A 13,272-nucleotide genomic window follows, 5' to 3' on the forward strand; every position below is an offset into this window, starting at 1 on the left:
TTGCGACGCGCCCGCTGAATTGCTTGTCGCGTTGAGGTTTACGCTGCGTGGCGCTTGCCGTGCGCCGGGGCCCCGGTGTTGACCTTGAACTGACCGACCAAGCGGCCAAGGTCGTTGGCGTCGTCGGCGAGCGAGCGGCTGGCTGCGGTGGTTTCTTCCACCATCGCCGCGTTTTGCTGGGTGACCTGGTCCATCTGGTTGATGGCGGTGTTCACTTCGCCGAGGCCCAGCGATTGCTCACGGGCCGAGGCGGCGATTTCCGACACGAGGCCGTTGATCTCGGTGACCTTGGCGACGATCGAGGAGATGGCTTCACCCGCATTGTTGATGCGTTCGACGCCAGTCTCGACCTGTTCGCTGCTGGTGGAGATGAGGCCCTTGATCTCCTTGGCGGCGTCGGCGGAGCGTTGCGCCAGCGCACGCACTTCCGAGGCGACGACCGCGAAACCGCGGCCGGCTTCGCCCGCGCGCGCGGCTTCGACGCCGGCGTTGAGGGCGAGAAGGTTGGTTTGGAAGGCGATCTCGTCGATCACGCCGATGATCTGGCTGATCTGGCGTGAGCTTTGCTCGATCTCGGTCATCGCCCGGACGGCGTCGCCGACGATCTCACCGGTGCGTTCTGCTTCGTTGCGCGCCTCTTCCACGGTGGCGTTGGCGTGCGATGCGCCGGCGGCGGTCTTGGACACGGCGGCGGTGATTTGATCCAGCGCGGCGGCGGTTTCCTCAAGCGACGCGGCTTGTGTTTCGGTGCGGCGCGACAGGTCGTCGGCGGCGCGGCTGATCTCATTGGTGCCGCTCGTGATGGAGAGCGTCGAATTCGCCACCAGCGCCATGGCTTCGTGCAATTGGCGGATGGCGGCGTTGAAATCGTCGCGCAGCTTCAAATAGCGACCGGCGAAGTCATTGGTGACTTGGCAGGTGAGATCGCCGCGGGCGACGCGCTCCAGCGCGCCGGCAAGGGCGTCGACGACTTCCGTCTGCTCTTTTTCGGCGGCGGCGCGGATCGCGTCGTTGCGGGCGCGTTCCTCGGCGGCGAGCGCTTCCATGCGCACTTTCTCGGCGGCTGCCTTGTCGAGCGCGATGGCGGCGTCTTTGAAGACCTGCACCGCTTCGGCCATTTCGCCGACTTCGTCCTTTTGGCCAACGGCCGGCACGACGATGGTCTTATCGCCATCCGCGAGGCGGCGCATCGCATCCGTCATTTGATTGACGGGGCGGGCGATCATGCGCGTCAGCAGCATGCCGATCGCGGCGGACAGCAGCGCGGAGAAGAGCAAACCGCCCACCAGAACCATCGCGACCATGTTGGCGGCGGACGCCGACTCGACGTTGAGCCGATCCAGCTGCGCTTGCTCAGCCGCAAGCAGGGCGTCGATGCCTTCCTCGGCCGGTGCAATCAGTTGATCGGCTGTGCCGTTGTTGCCGACGAGCGAACTGGCTTGGCTATAGGTGGCGGGATCGCGGACCAATTGCGTGACCTGCGGGACGATGCCGTCGTACCAAAGATCGGCGGCGCGCTCGACTTCGTCGACCAGGGCGAGCTGCTCCGGCTCGCCCGCGGCGAGTTCGCGAATATTATTGAGCGCGTCCTTGAACTTGCCGCGATGGCTCTCGACACGTTCCAGGTAGTATTCGTCTTGGCTGATGATCCAGCCGCGGATCGAGTTCTCTTGGCGGGCAAGGCGGAATTGCGCGTCGAACACGGCCTGCATTGTGGCGTTGGCCCGCGTGCTTTCGTCGCGCGCTTCGTTCATGGTGTTGATGTTGAGTAGCGAGACGCCGCCCGTAGCGGCAATTACGGCAACCACCGCGGAAAACCCGAGTAACAGCTTCCGCGAAATCTTGAGGTTGTTCAAATTCAACATCGCGTCGGTCCCCATAGTGGTGTGACTCTTCACACAAGGACTTGCCGCAGAGGCATTAAGCATGTCTGACCATGGCTGCGATTGTCGGAAAGCTGCCGAACGATTCTTCGCGCCGTAACGGGGCGGCTGTGGCGGGGCCTGCGCAAACTTCGCTTTCATGCACTTTCGGCAATGTCTGGTTAACCAGCTTAGCGCAGCCATTTCCGCACGAGGATTTACCAAGAATCCCTTGGAGGGCTGGGCATATGCGTAAAGTTATAGTGCGCGCCGCGGGCGTGGTGGCGGGCGCGGCGTCGCTTGCGGGCGTGGCGAACGCCGAGGATGCGGGCAGCATCAGCGAAGCGATCCAGAATGGCGAACTGATCGCCGAGGCGCGCGCGCGCTACGAAACGTTCGAGCAGGTTGGTCAGAATGACGCCGACGCACTGACGCTGCGCTCCCGTCTGGGCTGGCAGACCGGCACATGGAACGGCTTGTCGGCGCTGGTTGAGTTCGAGGACGTGCGCGACCTCGGCGGCGATTACAACGACGGCATCCCGCCAGCCGAGCCCTACGCGACGATCGGCGACCCGCCCGGCACGGAACTCAATCGCCTGCAATTGCGCTGGCAGATCAACCAACACCTGAACGCGACAATCGGCAGGCAATATATCAGCTTTGACGACAATCGCTTCCTGGACGTGTCCAACTCGCGTCAAGACGCGCGCACGCTGGATGCGCTGCGGGCGGATTTCACGCTGAACGGCCTGAAAGCGACCTACGCTTATGTCGATCACGTCAACAACACGACGGCCGAATACAATGATTGGGAAAGCGCCAGTCATCTGTTGAACGTCTCGCAGACGTTTTCGGACGCCTTCAAGCTCACGGGCTTCGGTTATTTCTTCGATTTCGACGAGCCGGCGAGCGCCATCAATCAGTCCTCGCAATTCCTCGGCGTGCGCGCCACCGGCAAGGATATCGAGGCGCTTGGCCTGACTTGGAGCTATGCGGCGAGCTATGCGCAGCAACAGGATTACGGCAGCTCCACGGTGTCGTTTGACCTCGACTATTGGCAGGCGTCTGTGACGGCTGAATACGGCGAATGGTCGGTGCAGCTTTGGCAGGAAACGCTCGAAGGCGATGGCGCGCGCGGCTTCTTTACGCCGCTTGGGTCGTCCAACAGCTTCCACGGCTGGGCCGGCGCGTTCATATCCAAGCCGGCGGATGGTCTGGTCGACCGCAACGTCATGCTCTCGTATTCGCCCGAATGGGCGCCGGACTTCCTTGAAGATCTGACGTTCATGGTCCGCTACTACGATTTCGAAGCCGAGCGCACCGACGCTGATTTCGGCGAGGAATGGGATTTCGCGGTTGGCGCGGACATCACCGATAATCTCGATTTCTCGATTGACTACGGCGACTACGAATCGGGCGACGGCCCCGGATCGCCGATGAGCCGCACCCGCACGCGCTTCGTGCTGCAATACAGGCTGTAAAACCGGGCGTCAGGGCGCCTGATAAAGCGCCTTGGCGATCTCGGCTTCGCGACGCTCGTCGATGATGCGCCGCGCGGCCTCGTCTGGAACGCCAATCCCATTGAGCAGCGCTTCACCCAACTGAAGCGCTGCTTCGATTGTGTCGGGGCTGGCGAGTGCCGCCCCGAGCTCGTGCAGGCGGCGGGCATGTGCGCCGTCGCGGGCGCGGGCATAGACCGGCACGTGCGGCCAAGCTTGCTTGGCTTGCGCCACGATCAAATCCACGGATTCCGGATTGTTGATGGTGACGATGATGGCGGCGGCATTGGCGGCGCCGAGCGCGGCGAGAACGTCGCGGCGGCTGGAATCGCCGAAGTGCACACTATTGCCCTGACCGCGCAGCATCGCGACGAGCGCAGCATCGGCGTCGACTGCGACATAGGGAATCTCCTGTTTGCCGAGGATGTCGGCGAGCGTTTGCCCGACGCGGCCGAAGCCGGCGATGACGACGTGGCCTCCTTCCTGTGCGAGATCAGGTTCGATCGTCGCCGGCGTCGGGGCAAAGCTTTTGGCGAAGCGTCCGCCCAGCGTGGCGACGAACGGCGTCACGAAGATCGAAAGCGCCGTCACCAGCAGCATGTAGTGGGCCGTGGCTTCGGGCAGCGCGCCGTTGGCGCTGGCGGCGGCGATCACGACGAAGGCGAACTCGCCCGCCTGTCCAAGCATGAACGCCACAGCCAGCGCGCGCGGCCAAGGAATGCCGAACAGGCGCGCGAGCGGCGTGATGATGGCGATCTTTACGGCGAAGAGGCCGGCGACGCCGAGCAGGATCATCAGCGGATTCGCCAGCAGCAGCGGGATGTCGATTTGCATGCCCACCGTCACGAAGAAGAGGCCGAGCAACAGGTCCTTGAACGGCTCCAAATCGCTTTCGATCTGGTGGCGGAATTCGGTCTCCGCGAGCAGGAGGCCGGCCAGGAAGGCGCCCAATCCCATCGACAGGCCGGCAGATTGCGCGGCCGTCGCCATGCCAATCGCGGCGAGGATCGCGGCGGCGATGAACACTTCGCGGCTGTCGATCGAGGCGACCCAGCGAAACATCGGGCGCAGCAGAACGCGGCCCAGGGTGAAGATGACCAGCAATGACACGAGCGCGGTGAGCAGCGCGATGAAGATGTTCTGGCCGCTGAATGCGCTGGCGCTATCGGCGCCGAGCGCGGCGACAACAAACAGGATGGGCACGACCATCAGATCCTGCATCAGCAGCACCGAGAAACTGATGCGTCCGACCGGAGTCGCGATCTGACGGCCCTCGCGCAGCAATTGCAGCACGAGCGCTGTGGAGGACAGCGCGAACGCCAGGCCGAGCACGGAGGAGGCGGCGAACGAATTGCCGAACGCGAGCGCGATGCCGGCGATCACGACGGTGCTCACCGTGACCTGCGCGAGGCCCAAGCCGAACACGTAGCGCTTGAGCGCCCAGAGACGCTCGAATGAGACTTCCAGCCCGATCACGAACAGCAGGAACACGACGCCCAATTCGGCAAGGGCGATGGTGGGGCGGTCTTCCCGGAGTTCGAACGCCGCCAGCGAGGGCCACATGTCCGCCAATTGGCCGAGCACGTGCGGCCCCATGCCGACGCCAATGAGGAGAAATCCCATCACGGCGCTGAGCTTGGCGCGACGTAAAGCGGGAACGACCAGGCAGGTCGCCCCGAGGAAGACCAGGGCTTGGGTGAGGACCGCGCCACCGGTTGCTCCGTGCTCCATTTCGCTCTCCTGTGGCGCGGCGTCGCGCTCGGCGCCTCAGCCTGGGTCTTTCGCAACTGCGAAAGACCGGCTTTAGTGCCCTGACTCGGGAGGAGATAGCATGTCCGCTGAAGTGCTGGCGCAACTGGATCAGGCGGCCAACAACGCCGCCAAATACGCTGAAGCCGCGCGGGACGCGGTGAAGCCGCTGGTGAGCAAAGGCGGCAAGATCGACCGCATAGCGCTCGACCGCGAGCAGCACGTTGTGCACGGCCTGGCCTGGGTCGCCACCTACGCCGAAACATTGCGCGAGGTCCGCGATTGGGCGCGAGCGCTGCATGAAAAGGGCGCGCTGGGCGAGACTGAACGCCTGCTGGCGAAGCTGCTGGCGGCCGAATACAGCGCCCAACTCGCCGGCGGCGTGCCGATGACGCAAGTCGAGATCATCCGCCCCGACCATTTTGGCGTCGCAGCGCCGGCGGTGGCGCTCACCATCACCAAAACGGAGAAGGCCCGGCTGGCCGCGTTGCTGCGCGACGCCCAAGGCCGTGCGACGGTGGAGAACACGAATCTCGATGCGGATTTCGAGATGATCCGCGATCAATTCCGCAAATTCGCCGACGACAAGATCATGCCGTACGCGCATGCGTGGCACTGCAATGACGAGCTGATCCCGCTCGAGATCTTGAACGAGATGGGCGCGCTGGGCGTGTTCGGTCTTACCATCCCGGAAGAGTACGGCGGCTCCGGACTCGGCAAGACGGCGATGTGCGTCGTCTCCGAAGAGCTCTCGCGCGCGTGGATCGGTACGGGTTCGCTCGGTACGCGCAGCGAAATCGCGGCGGAACTCATCCTCATCGGCGGCACGCCGGAGCAGAAGGCCGAATGGCTGCCGAAAATCGCCAATGCGGAAATTCTGCCCACGGCGGTGTTCACCGAACCGAATACGGGCTCCGACCTCGGTTCGTTGCGGACGCGCGCGGTGAAAGAGGGCGAGCATTACGTTGTCACGGGCAACAAAACTTGGATCACGCACGCGGCGCGCGCCGATGTGATGACGCTGCTGGTGCGCACCGATCCGAACACGAATGGCTTCAACGGCCTTTCCATGCTGCTCGCGCCCAAGCAGCGCGGTGATGACGCAAACCCGTTTCCGACGCCCGGCATGAGCGGCGGCGAGATCGAGGTGATCGGTTATCGCGGCATGAAGGAATACGAGATCGGTTTCGACGGCTTCAAAGTGCCGACGGGCAATCTTTTGGGCGGCGTCGAAGGTCAAGGCTTCAAGCAGTTGATGGCGACGTTTGAAAGCGCGCGCATCCAGACGGCGGCGCGCGCTGTGGGCGTGACGCAAAGCGCTTTGGAACTGGGGCTCAAATACGCGATCGACCGCAAGCAATTCGGCCAAGAGATTTTCGAGTTTCCGCGCGTCTCCAATAAGCTCGTGATGATCGCGGCGGAATTGATGGCCGTGCGTCAGCTCACCTATTTCTCAGCGCGCCGGAAGGACAGCGGCAAGCGTTGCGATCTGGAAGCGGGGATGGCGAAGCTTTTGGCGGCGCGTGTGGCGTGGGCGGCGGCGGACAATGCGCTGCAAATCCACGGCGGCAATGGTTTCGCAGTGGAATACCCGATCAGCCGCGTTCTGGCGGATGCGCGCATTCTCAACATCTTCGAAGGCGCGGGCGAGATTCAAGCCATGGTGATCGCGCGCCGACTCTTGGAAGAGGGCGCCAATTAGGGCATCAGAGCGCCAAGGAGTTTTCCATGCGCTCTCTTTTGGCTTTCGCGATTCTGGCGCTCGCTGCATGCGGGCCACAGGCCGAGCCCGCTTACACGCCGGAATATTCGTTCGGCTTCACGCAAAGCTGCACCGCGCAGAGCGGCTCGCGCGAGCTATGCACCTGCATCTGGGGCAAGATCGAAGCTAATGTGCCGCGTGCGGATTTCGACGCGTTGGAGCGTATGCCCGCCGCCGAACGCTCCGCGCACCCGTTGAGCCGGCAGATCGAAGGCTATGCCGTGGAGTGCGCCGCAAACTTGCCGCAACCGGCCGTCAACCCTGCAGTGGAACCGGAGGCCGCGCCATGACGTTGACCGGCGCTATGCGCTTTGTGCTCAATCGCACCAATCTGACCGGCTTGGCCCTTGCCAGTGCGCTGGTGGCGGCTGCGTGTGCGTCGACGGCGCCGGAGCCGCCGCTCTCGGGCACGCGCTGGGTGGCGCAAAGCATTGAAGGGGCGCCGGTCGCCTATCGCACGCCGACGATCGAGTTCGCGGCCGACCGCATCAGCGGCACGGGCGGCTGCAATCGCTTCTTTGGCGGCTACACAATTAGCGGGGACCGTATCAGTTTCGGCGGCGTCGGCGCGACCGAGATGGCGTGCGAGCCGGTGGTGATGGCGCAGGAAGCCGCATTTCATACCGCGCTCAGCAGCGCGCAAACGTATCGACGCGAAGGCGAAACGCTGATTTTGTCCTCTTCCGCAGGCGAAGCACTGGTTTTTCGGGCCGCCCAGTAGCGCTTAACCGCGTTTAGGCGCCGCTCTCTTAACCGTCCGAGCGCATACTTCATGGCCATTGCGCGGCAATTATTGCCGCCCTGGAGGTCACGATGCGCACGCGCATCCTGAGTTTTATCGCGGTGCTGGCGCTGTCGGCGTGCGGCGGCGGCGCGCCGAATGAGTATCCGGCGGAAGCCCGCTCGCATTTTGAAGCGTCATGCCCGCCTGAGAGCGCGGTGTGTGCGTGCACATGGGACAAGCTCACGCGCACGCTCACCTACGAAGAATACGAGGCTGCGCTGACGCGCTTTCGTGAAGAAGGGCTGATGGACCCTCGCGTCACGCGTGCGCGCACCCAATGCCTCGAGCGGCACCGCGAGTAGGGCTTAGCCCTTCTTGGTGATCATATTGTCCACGCTCAACGAGCCGCCGCCAGCGGCGGCGATGTAGAGGAACGTGAAGCAGAACATGATGGCGAGTTCGCCCTGGTTCTGAATCGGCCAAAACGCCTGGGGCGCATGCGCCATCCAATAGGCGACGGCCATCATCCCCGAGAGCACGAACGCGACCGGTCGCGTGAAGAGGCCGATCGCCAGCAGCGCGCCGCCAACCAATTCGAGCACGCCAGCAATCCAGATCAACGTCATCGGCTCGGGCGGTTGCGCGAACATCTCGGTCGCGGGGAAGCCGAGCAGCTTCGCCGTGCCGTGCGCCATGAACAGCAGCGCGCTGATGATGCGTAGAATACTGAGCAGCGGCCCGGAATAAGTGCTGAGAAAACCCATGTTCGATCCCTCCGTGGAGGGAGCTAAGGGGGTGTCGCGGAGTTTGGCGAGAAGATTCTTATGACGGGCGACGGCTTTGCAGTGCAGCAAAGAGTGTCCCGTCGTCCAAGAGATCAAGTTCGCCGCCGACGGGCACGCCGTGCGAGAGGCGGCTTACGGTGATGCCAATGGGCTGCAGGCGCTCGGCAAGATAATGGCCGGTGGTTTGGCCGTCGACCGTCGCGGAGAGCGCGAGGATGACTTCGCGTACGCCCGGCGCGCTGGCGCGTTCGACCAGTTTGGAGATGCGGAGGTCTTCGGGGCGCACGCCGTCGAGCGCCGAGAGCAAGCCGCCGAGCACATGGTAGCGGCCTTTGAAGGCGCCGGCGCGCTCGAGCGCCCAGACGTCGCCGACTTCGGCGACGACGCAGATGAGGCCGTCGTCACGCTCGGGCTTGCTGCACAGCGCGCACGGATCTTGCGTATCAAGCGCGCCGCAATTGGAGCAGGGGCGCACTTTCTCGGCCGCGTCCGATAGCGCGGAGGCGAGCGGGACCATCAGCGCGTCTTTTTTCTTCAACAGCTGCAACGCCGCCCGCCGCGCCGAGCGTGGGCCTAAGCCTGGCACTTTCGCGAGCAGCGCGATCAGCGCCTCGATCTCGGGGGCGGCAGTGGTGGATTTGCTGGAGCGCACGGGTGTTAGAACGGCATCTTAAAGCCGGGCAGAATTCCTAGGCCGCCGCTTAGGCCCTTCATTTCGTCGTTCTGCGCCGTCTCAAGCTTGCGGCGGGCGTCGTCGTGGGCGGCTTTGATCAGGTCTTCGAGGATTTCGCGTTCGTCGGCGACCATGAGCGAAGGATCGATACTGATGCCGAGCAGGGCGTTCTTGCCGGAAATGCGCAGCTTCACCATGCCGCCGCCGGCGGTGCCTTCGACTTCCATGGCTTCGAGCTTCTTCTGCGCCTCGTTGATCTTGGCCTGCATCTGCTGGGCTTGGCGCATGATCTGCGAGATGTCTTTCATCGGTCGGCTTCCTTCTTGCGCGCCGGGGAGGGCGCGGTCTTGTTCTGAGACGGCATCTGCACAACGTCGCCGCTGCTTGCCTCTTCCTGCGGCTGGCGCACGGCGGTGATTTCAGCGCCGGGGAAATGCTTCAATGCCTCGGCGATGAAGGGTTGGCGCTTCAATTCTTCCATCGCGCGTTGGCGTTCGCGCAGGCGCCGTTCGGCGAGGCTTTCGACCGAGGCGTTGGTGCTTTCGACGCCGCGGACGCGCCATTCGATCTCGGTGATCTCTTCAAGGAAATCCTTGATCTGACGGATGAGGTCGCGCGGCTGATCGGGCGCGGAGACGAACACGAGATCGCCAGCGGGCGAATACTGAACCACTTTCAAGCGGTCGAGCAGGATTTCGAGTTCGATCATGCGCGCGTCAGAAACGGCGCGGAGGAAATCCTCGAAGGTTTGTAGGCGATGCGTGGGCGCGGGCGGCGCCTTGTTGACGGTGGGCGTGTCGCGCGGCGGCTCGCGCGATGGCGGCGCCGAGGGCCGGCTGGAAGCCGGCGGTCCATCTCTGAGTAGGCGCGCGGCTTCTTCGGGCGGCGGCAGTGATTGCGCCGCGCAGATGCGGACCATCGCCATTTCGACGGCGGCGATTGGGTCTGGCGCCTTGCTGGCTTCTTCGAGCGCCTTCAGCAGCATCTGCCAGATGCGCGAAAGCTGCGCCGGCGAGAGCTTGTCGGCGAGCCCGCGCACGCGGCCGACCCAATCGGCCCCGCCGATGATCTTGGCCTCGGCGCCGAGCGCTTGCGCGCGTGCGGCCTCGTGGCCGATGTCGAGCAGGTCGCGCAGGATGAGTGTTGGATCGGCGCCACTGTCATATTGGCTGCGGGCTTCGGTGATGGCGGTTTTCGCGTCGCCTTTGGAAATGGCGTCAAACAGATCGAGCACGCGCGCCCGATCGGCTAAGCCCAGCATGTCGCGCACGTCCGCCGCGGTGACGGTTTCGCCGGGCTTCTGCACCAAGGCCTGATCGAGCAGCGAAAGGCCGTCGCGAGCGGAGCCTTCGGCGGCGCGGGCGATCAGCGCGATGCCGTCAGCGTCGACCTTCACGCCTTCCTTGGCGCAGATATTGCTAAGATGCGTGGCGAGCCGTTCGCTATCGATGCGCTTCAGATCGAAGCGTTGGCAGCGCGAGAGCACCGTGACCGGCACTTTGCGGATTTCCGTCGTCGCGAACATGAATTTCACGTGCGGCGGCGGCTCTTCCAATGTCTTCAACAGGCCGTTGAAGGCGGCCGTCGAGAGCATGTGCACTTCGTCGATGATGTAGATCTTGTAGCGCGCCATCACCGGCGCGTAGCGGACCGAGTCCAGAATTTCGCGAATGTCATTGATGCCGGTGCGGGAGGCGGCGTCCATCTCGAACACGTCGGGATGGCGGCTTTCCATGATCGCCTGGCAATGTTCCCCGGGCGGATCGAGTTCGACGCTTGGGTGATCAATGTCGCCGCGCTTGTAATTCAGCGCGCGCGCCAGCAGACGGGCGGTGGTGGTTTTGCCGACGCCGCGCACGCCGGTCAGCATGGTGGCGTGCGGAATGCGGCCGAGCGCGAACGAATTGGCGATGGTGCGCACCATCGCCTCCTGACCGATCAGGTCTTCGAAGGTCTTTGGCCGATATTTCCGGGCCAGAACGACATAGGCGGGGCCAGTCGTATCGTCGCCGAAAAGGCCCAAAGAGCCTGGAGGGGAATTGGATTCGCTCACGCTCGAAACCTAGGGGGTTTCGCCAGAAATGCGACCCCCGGCGCCCGCACCGGCCAGGGCCCATTTGCGGTAAATCTACACCTTTTGTTTAGCGAACCGGGTTCGGCTTGCCGCAAGGGCGATAAGATCCGGAGGAAACCCATGGGCGCGACGAGCGAACATCGCCGCATCTGGGTCATGACCATCCGCCGCTTCGTGGAGCTGGCGTGGGCCGGCCATGGCCTTACCCGATACGCTTCCGTCACCGTTGTGCCGTTGCTCGTCGGCATGATCGTCCCGGGCCCCTGGTGGATTCCGTGCGCTATCGGCGGGATCGCCGGCCTGATCGCCGATCACTTCGCGCAGCGGGCGTTCACGCGGCTTTCGGCGCGTCTGGATGCGCTGGACGACAAGGCGCTGCGGGGCGTGTTCGCCGGACACACGCTGGTGCTGGCCGTGGTCACGTTTTCCTATGTTGCGCCGTATGCGCTGTTGGCGCTGGCGCCGCAGCCCGGACCGCTGATCGGGCTCATGTTCTCAGCCGGCGCGCTGATGATCTGCACCTCACTGCACATCATGACGCCGCGCATGATCTTCTTCACCTCTCCGCCCATCATCGTGTCGCTGATCGCCAACGGCTATGTGCTCGGCGGCGAGAGCGCGCTGTTGGGCGCGGCGCTGGCGGGCATCTTGGGCGGCAACGCCATCGTCATGGCGCGGGCGAACGCCGGGAGCTTCCGGGATTTGATGAAAGCGCAGCTCAAGGCGGAGCAGGCAGCCGAAGAATTGGAGCGGCGGGTTGACGAGCGCACCGCGCAACTGGCGATCGCGACGCGGCGGGCGCAAACGGCCAACCGCGCGAAGTCGATGTTCTTGGCGAATATGAGCCATGAATTGCGGACGCCGCTCAACGCCGTGATCGGCTACGCGGAAATCGTGCAGGAAGACATCAAGAGCGGCGATACCGAGCAGTGCGCCGCTGATCTAGGCCGCATTCGCAACGCCGCAAGCCATTTGCTGGCGATGATCACCGAGGTGCTGGACTTCTCCCGGATTGAAGCCGGCAAGGTTGAGCTTGCACCGACGACGTTCGATCTGGCGGCGTTGCTGCGCGCCGCCGCCGATGACGTGCGTTTGGTCGCGGAAAAGAACAACACCCAGCTCAAGGTGACGGTCGCGCCCGCTGTCGCCAGCATCTTTGCGGATCAAACGCGCGTCCGCCAATGTGTGCTCAATCTCATGTCCAACGCAGCAAAGTTCACACAGGACGGCGCGATTGAGGTGGAGGCCGGCCCCTGCCGCATCGACGGCGCGCCGGGCGTGGCGATTGTCGTGCGCGATACCGGGCAAGGCATCGCCCCGGAAGATTTGAAACGATTGTTTCAGCCGTTCGTGCAGGTCGACAACACCAACACGCGTGTCCACGACGGCGCGGGGCTTGGGCTCGTCATCACGCGGCGGTTGGCGCGGGCGATGGGCGGCAATGTCGTGGCCGAAAGTGCGCCGGGCAAAGGCTCGACCTTTACGCTCTATCTGCGCTCAACGCCGCGGGTGGTGGAGCAGGCGGCCTAACCGCCGAACACAAGCTTCACATAGGCGCGATATTGCATGATCTGTCGCGAGAGCACGGCGGGCTCGGCAAGCGATTTGCCCAGAATAATGCCGCCGTCCGCCACCGCTGAAAGCATGTCCGCCATGTCGTTGAGATCGACTTCGATCTTCGGCGGATAGCGTGCGGCGATGCGGTCCAGCCGTTCGCGGAAGCGCACGCGCCAGATGCGATGGCCTTCGGTCGTCATGCGGCGGACTTCCTGGCTGAACAGATAGTCCTGATAGACATAAGACGCGACCAAGCAGCCGGGATGACCGTTGGGAATGTCGCTCATCAGGTCTGCGAACAGTTTCAGGAAGATCAGGAAGCTGTGCAGCGGGTCGTCGCTGAGCTCTTCAGCTTGACTAAAGAGGTCCTCAAAGACGCGCCATTCGTTGTCGAGATAACGCTGGAGCAGCGCCTTGGCGAGGTCGTTCTTATCGCGGAAGTGATAGAAGAAACCGCTCTTGGTGATGCCGGCTTCGCAGATGATCTCATCGAGCGATGTGCCGGCGAAGCCTTTGTGCAGCACCGCGTCCTGCGCGATGTCGAGCAGACGTTCGCGGGTTTGTTCGCCTTTGCTCAGTGCTTGAAC

General features: G+C 63.8%; 13 protein-coding genes. 6 read left to right on the forward strand and 7 right to left on the reverse strand.

Going from position 1 to position 13,272, the window contains the following annotated elements:
• Positions 1–38 precede the first annotated feature (38 nt).
• On the reverse strand, positions 39–1,865 hold the full coding sequence (locus VF769_RS10430) for a HAMP domain-containing methyl-accepting chemotaxis protein (RefSeq protein WP_331008341.1): 1,827 nt from the start codon (positions 1,863–1,865) through the stop codon (positions 39–41).
• A 245-nt stretch (positions 1,866–2,110) separates the two neighbouring features.
• On the opposite strand from VF769_RS10430, the gene VF769_RS10435 reads away from it, so the two are divergent.
• Positions 2,111–3,343 (forward strand): hypothetical protein, encoded by a 1,233-nt coding sequence (locus VF769_RS10435; protein ID WP_331008342.1) that lies wholly within the window; start codon positions 2,111–2,113, stop codon positions 3,341–3,343.
• A gap of 9 nt (positions 3,344–3,352) precedes the next feature.
• Here VF769_RS10435 and VF769_RS10440 read toward each other — a convergent pair whose 3' ends face one another.
• Positions 3,353–5,092 (reverse strand): cation:proton antiporter, encoded by a 1,740-nt coding sequence (locus tag VF769_RS10440; RefSeq protein ID WP_331008343.1) that lies wholly within the window; start codon positions 5,090–5,092, stop codon positions 3,353–3,355.
• Positions 5,093–5,192: 100 nt separating this feature from the next.
• Here VF769_RS10440 and VF769_RS10445 point away from each other — a divergent pair, with 100 nt between their 5' ends.
• The 4 genes from VF769_RS10445 to VF769_RS10460 all read left to right on the forward strand — a co-directional run bounded on the left by VF769_RS10445 (position 5,193) and on the right by VF769_RS10460 (position 7,958).
• Entirely contained in the window at positions 5,193–6,812 is a 1,620-nt protein-coding gene (locus tag VF769_RS10445) for an acyl-CoA dehydrogenase family protein (RefSeq protein ID WP_331008344.1), read from the forward strand.
• A 26-nt stretch (positions 6,813–6,838) separates the two neighbouring features.
• A complete protein-coding gene (locus VF769_RS10450; protein WP_331008345.1) occupies positions 6,839–7,162 on the forward strand; it encodes a hypothetical protein in 324 nt (107 codons plus the stop codon).
• Positions 7,159–7,593, forward strand: a complete 435-nt coding sequence (locus VF769_RS10455) for an META domain-containing protein (protein ID WP_331008346.1) — start codon at positions 7,159–7,161, stop codon at positions 7,591–7,593. The genes VF769_RS10450 and VF769_RS10455 overlap by 4 nt, the downstream gene beginning before the upstream one ends.
• Positions 7,594–7,685: 92 nt before the next feature.
• Positions 7,686–7,958 (forward strand): hypothetical protein, encoded by a 273-nt coding sequence (locus tag VF769_RS10460; protein ID WP_331008347.1) that lies wholly within the window; start codon positions 7,686–7,688, stop codon positions 7,956–7,958.
• A 3-nt stretch (positions 7,959–7,961) separates the two neighbouring features.
• On the opposite strand, the gene VF769_RS10465 is transcribed toward VF769_RS10460, so the two are convergent.
• From VF769_RS10465 to VF769_RS10480, 4 genes are read right to left on the reverse strand one after another with little or no spacing between them, the layout of a single operon-like run.
• Positions 7,962–8,360, reverse strand: coding sequence for a DoxX family protein (locus VF769_RS10465; RefSeq protein ID WP_331008348.1), 399 nt, complete (start codon positions 8,358–8,360; stop codon positions 7,962–7,964).
• A 58-nt stretch (positions 8,361–8,418) separates the two neighbouring features.
• The gene (gene recR / locus VF769_RS10470) at positions 8,419–9,033 is read right to left on the reverse strand and encodes a recombination mediator RecR (protein WP_331008349.1); all 615 of its coding nucleotides are present in this window, start codon (positions 9,031–9,033) and stop codon (positions 8,419–8,421) included.
• A 5-nt stretch (positions 9,034–9,038) separates the two neighbouring features.
• Positions 9,039–9,362: a YbaB/EbfC family nucleoid-associated protein gene (locus tag VF769_RS10475; protein WP_331008350.1), complete on the reverse strand. Its 324-nt coding sequence runs from the start codon at positions 9,360–9,362 to the stop codon at positions 9,039–9,041.
• A complete protein-coding gene (locus tag VF769_RS10480; protein WP_331008351.1) occupies positions 9,359–11,107 on the reverse strand; it encodes a DNA polymerase III subunit gamma/tau in 1,749 nt (582 codons plus the stop codon). Before VF769_RS10480 ends, VF769_RS10475 begins: the two co-directional genes overlap by 4 nt.
• Positions 11,108–11,248: 141 nt before the next feature.
• On the opposite strand from VF769_RS10480, the gene VF769_RS10485 reads away from it, so the two are divergent.
• On the forward strand, positions 11,249–12,658 hold the full coding sequence (locus tag VF769_RS10485) for a sensor histidine kinase (protein WP_331008352.1): 1,410 nt from the start codon (positions 11,249–11,251) through the stop codon (positions 12,656–12,658).
• On the opposite strand, the gene VF769_RS10490 is transcribed toward VF769_RS10485, so the two are convergent.
• Positions 12,655–13,263, reverse strand: a complete 609-nt coding sequence (locus tag VF769_RS10490) for a TetR/AcrR family transcriptional regulator (protein WP_414731776.1) — start codon at positions 13,261–13,263, stop codon at positions 12,655–12,657. The genes VF769_RS10485 and VF769_RS10490 overlap by 4 nt on opposite strands.
• Between the last annotated feature and the right edge of the window lie 9 nt (positions 13,264–13,272).

The organism is Vitreimonas sp., assembly GCF_036392335.1.
Lineage (GTDB): Bacteria > Pseudomonadota > Alphaproteobacteria > Caulobacterales > Aquidulcibacteraceae > Vitreimonas.

Coding starts and splice junctions, on each gene's coding strand:
- VF769_RS10430 (WP_331008341.1), bottom strand. CDS start 1,865: ATGTTGAATTTGAACAACCTCAAGATTTCGCGGAAGCTGTTACTCGGG.
- VF769_RS10435 (WP_331008342.1), top strand. CDS start 2,111: ATGCGTAAAGTTATAGTGCGCGCCGCGGGCGTGGTGGCGGGCGCGGCG.
- VF769_RS10440 (WP_331008343.1), bottom strand. CDS start 5,092: ATGGAGCACGGAGCAACCGGTGGCGCGGTCCTCACCCAAGCCCTGGTC.
- VF769_RS10445 (WP_331008344.1), top strand. CDS start 5,193: ATGTCCGCTGAAGTGCTGGCGCAACTGGATCAGGCGGCCAACAACGCC.
- VF769_RS10450 (WP_331008345.1), top strand. CDS start 6,839: ATGCGCTCTCTTTTGGCTTTCGCGATTCTGGCGCTCGCTGCATGCGGG.
- VF769_RS10455 (WP_331008346.1), top strand. CDS start 7,159: ATGACGTTGACCGGCGCTATGCGCTTTGTGCTCAATCGCACCAATCTG.
- VF769_RS10460 (WP_331008347.1), top strand. CDS start 7,686: ATGCGCACGCGCATCCTGAGTTTTATCGCGGTGCTGGCGCTGTCGGCG.
- VF769_RS10465 (WP_331008348.1), bottom strand. CDS start 8,360: ATGGGTTTTCTCAGCACTTATTCCGGGCCGCTGCTCAGTATTCTACGC.
- VF769_RS10475 (WP_331008350.1), bottom strand. CDS start 9,362: ATGAAAGACATCTCGCAGATCATGCGCCAAGCCCAGCAGATGCAGGCC.
- VF769_RS10485 (WP_331008352.1), top strand. CDS start 11,249: ATGGGCGCGACGAGCGAACATCGCCGCATCTGGGTCATGACCATCCGC.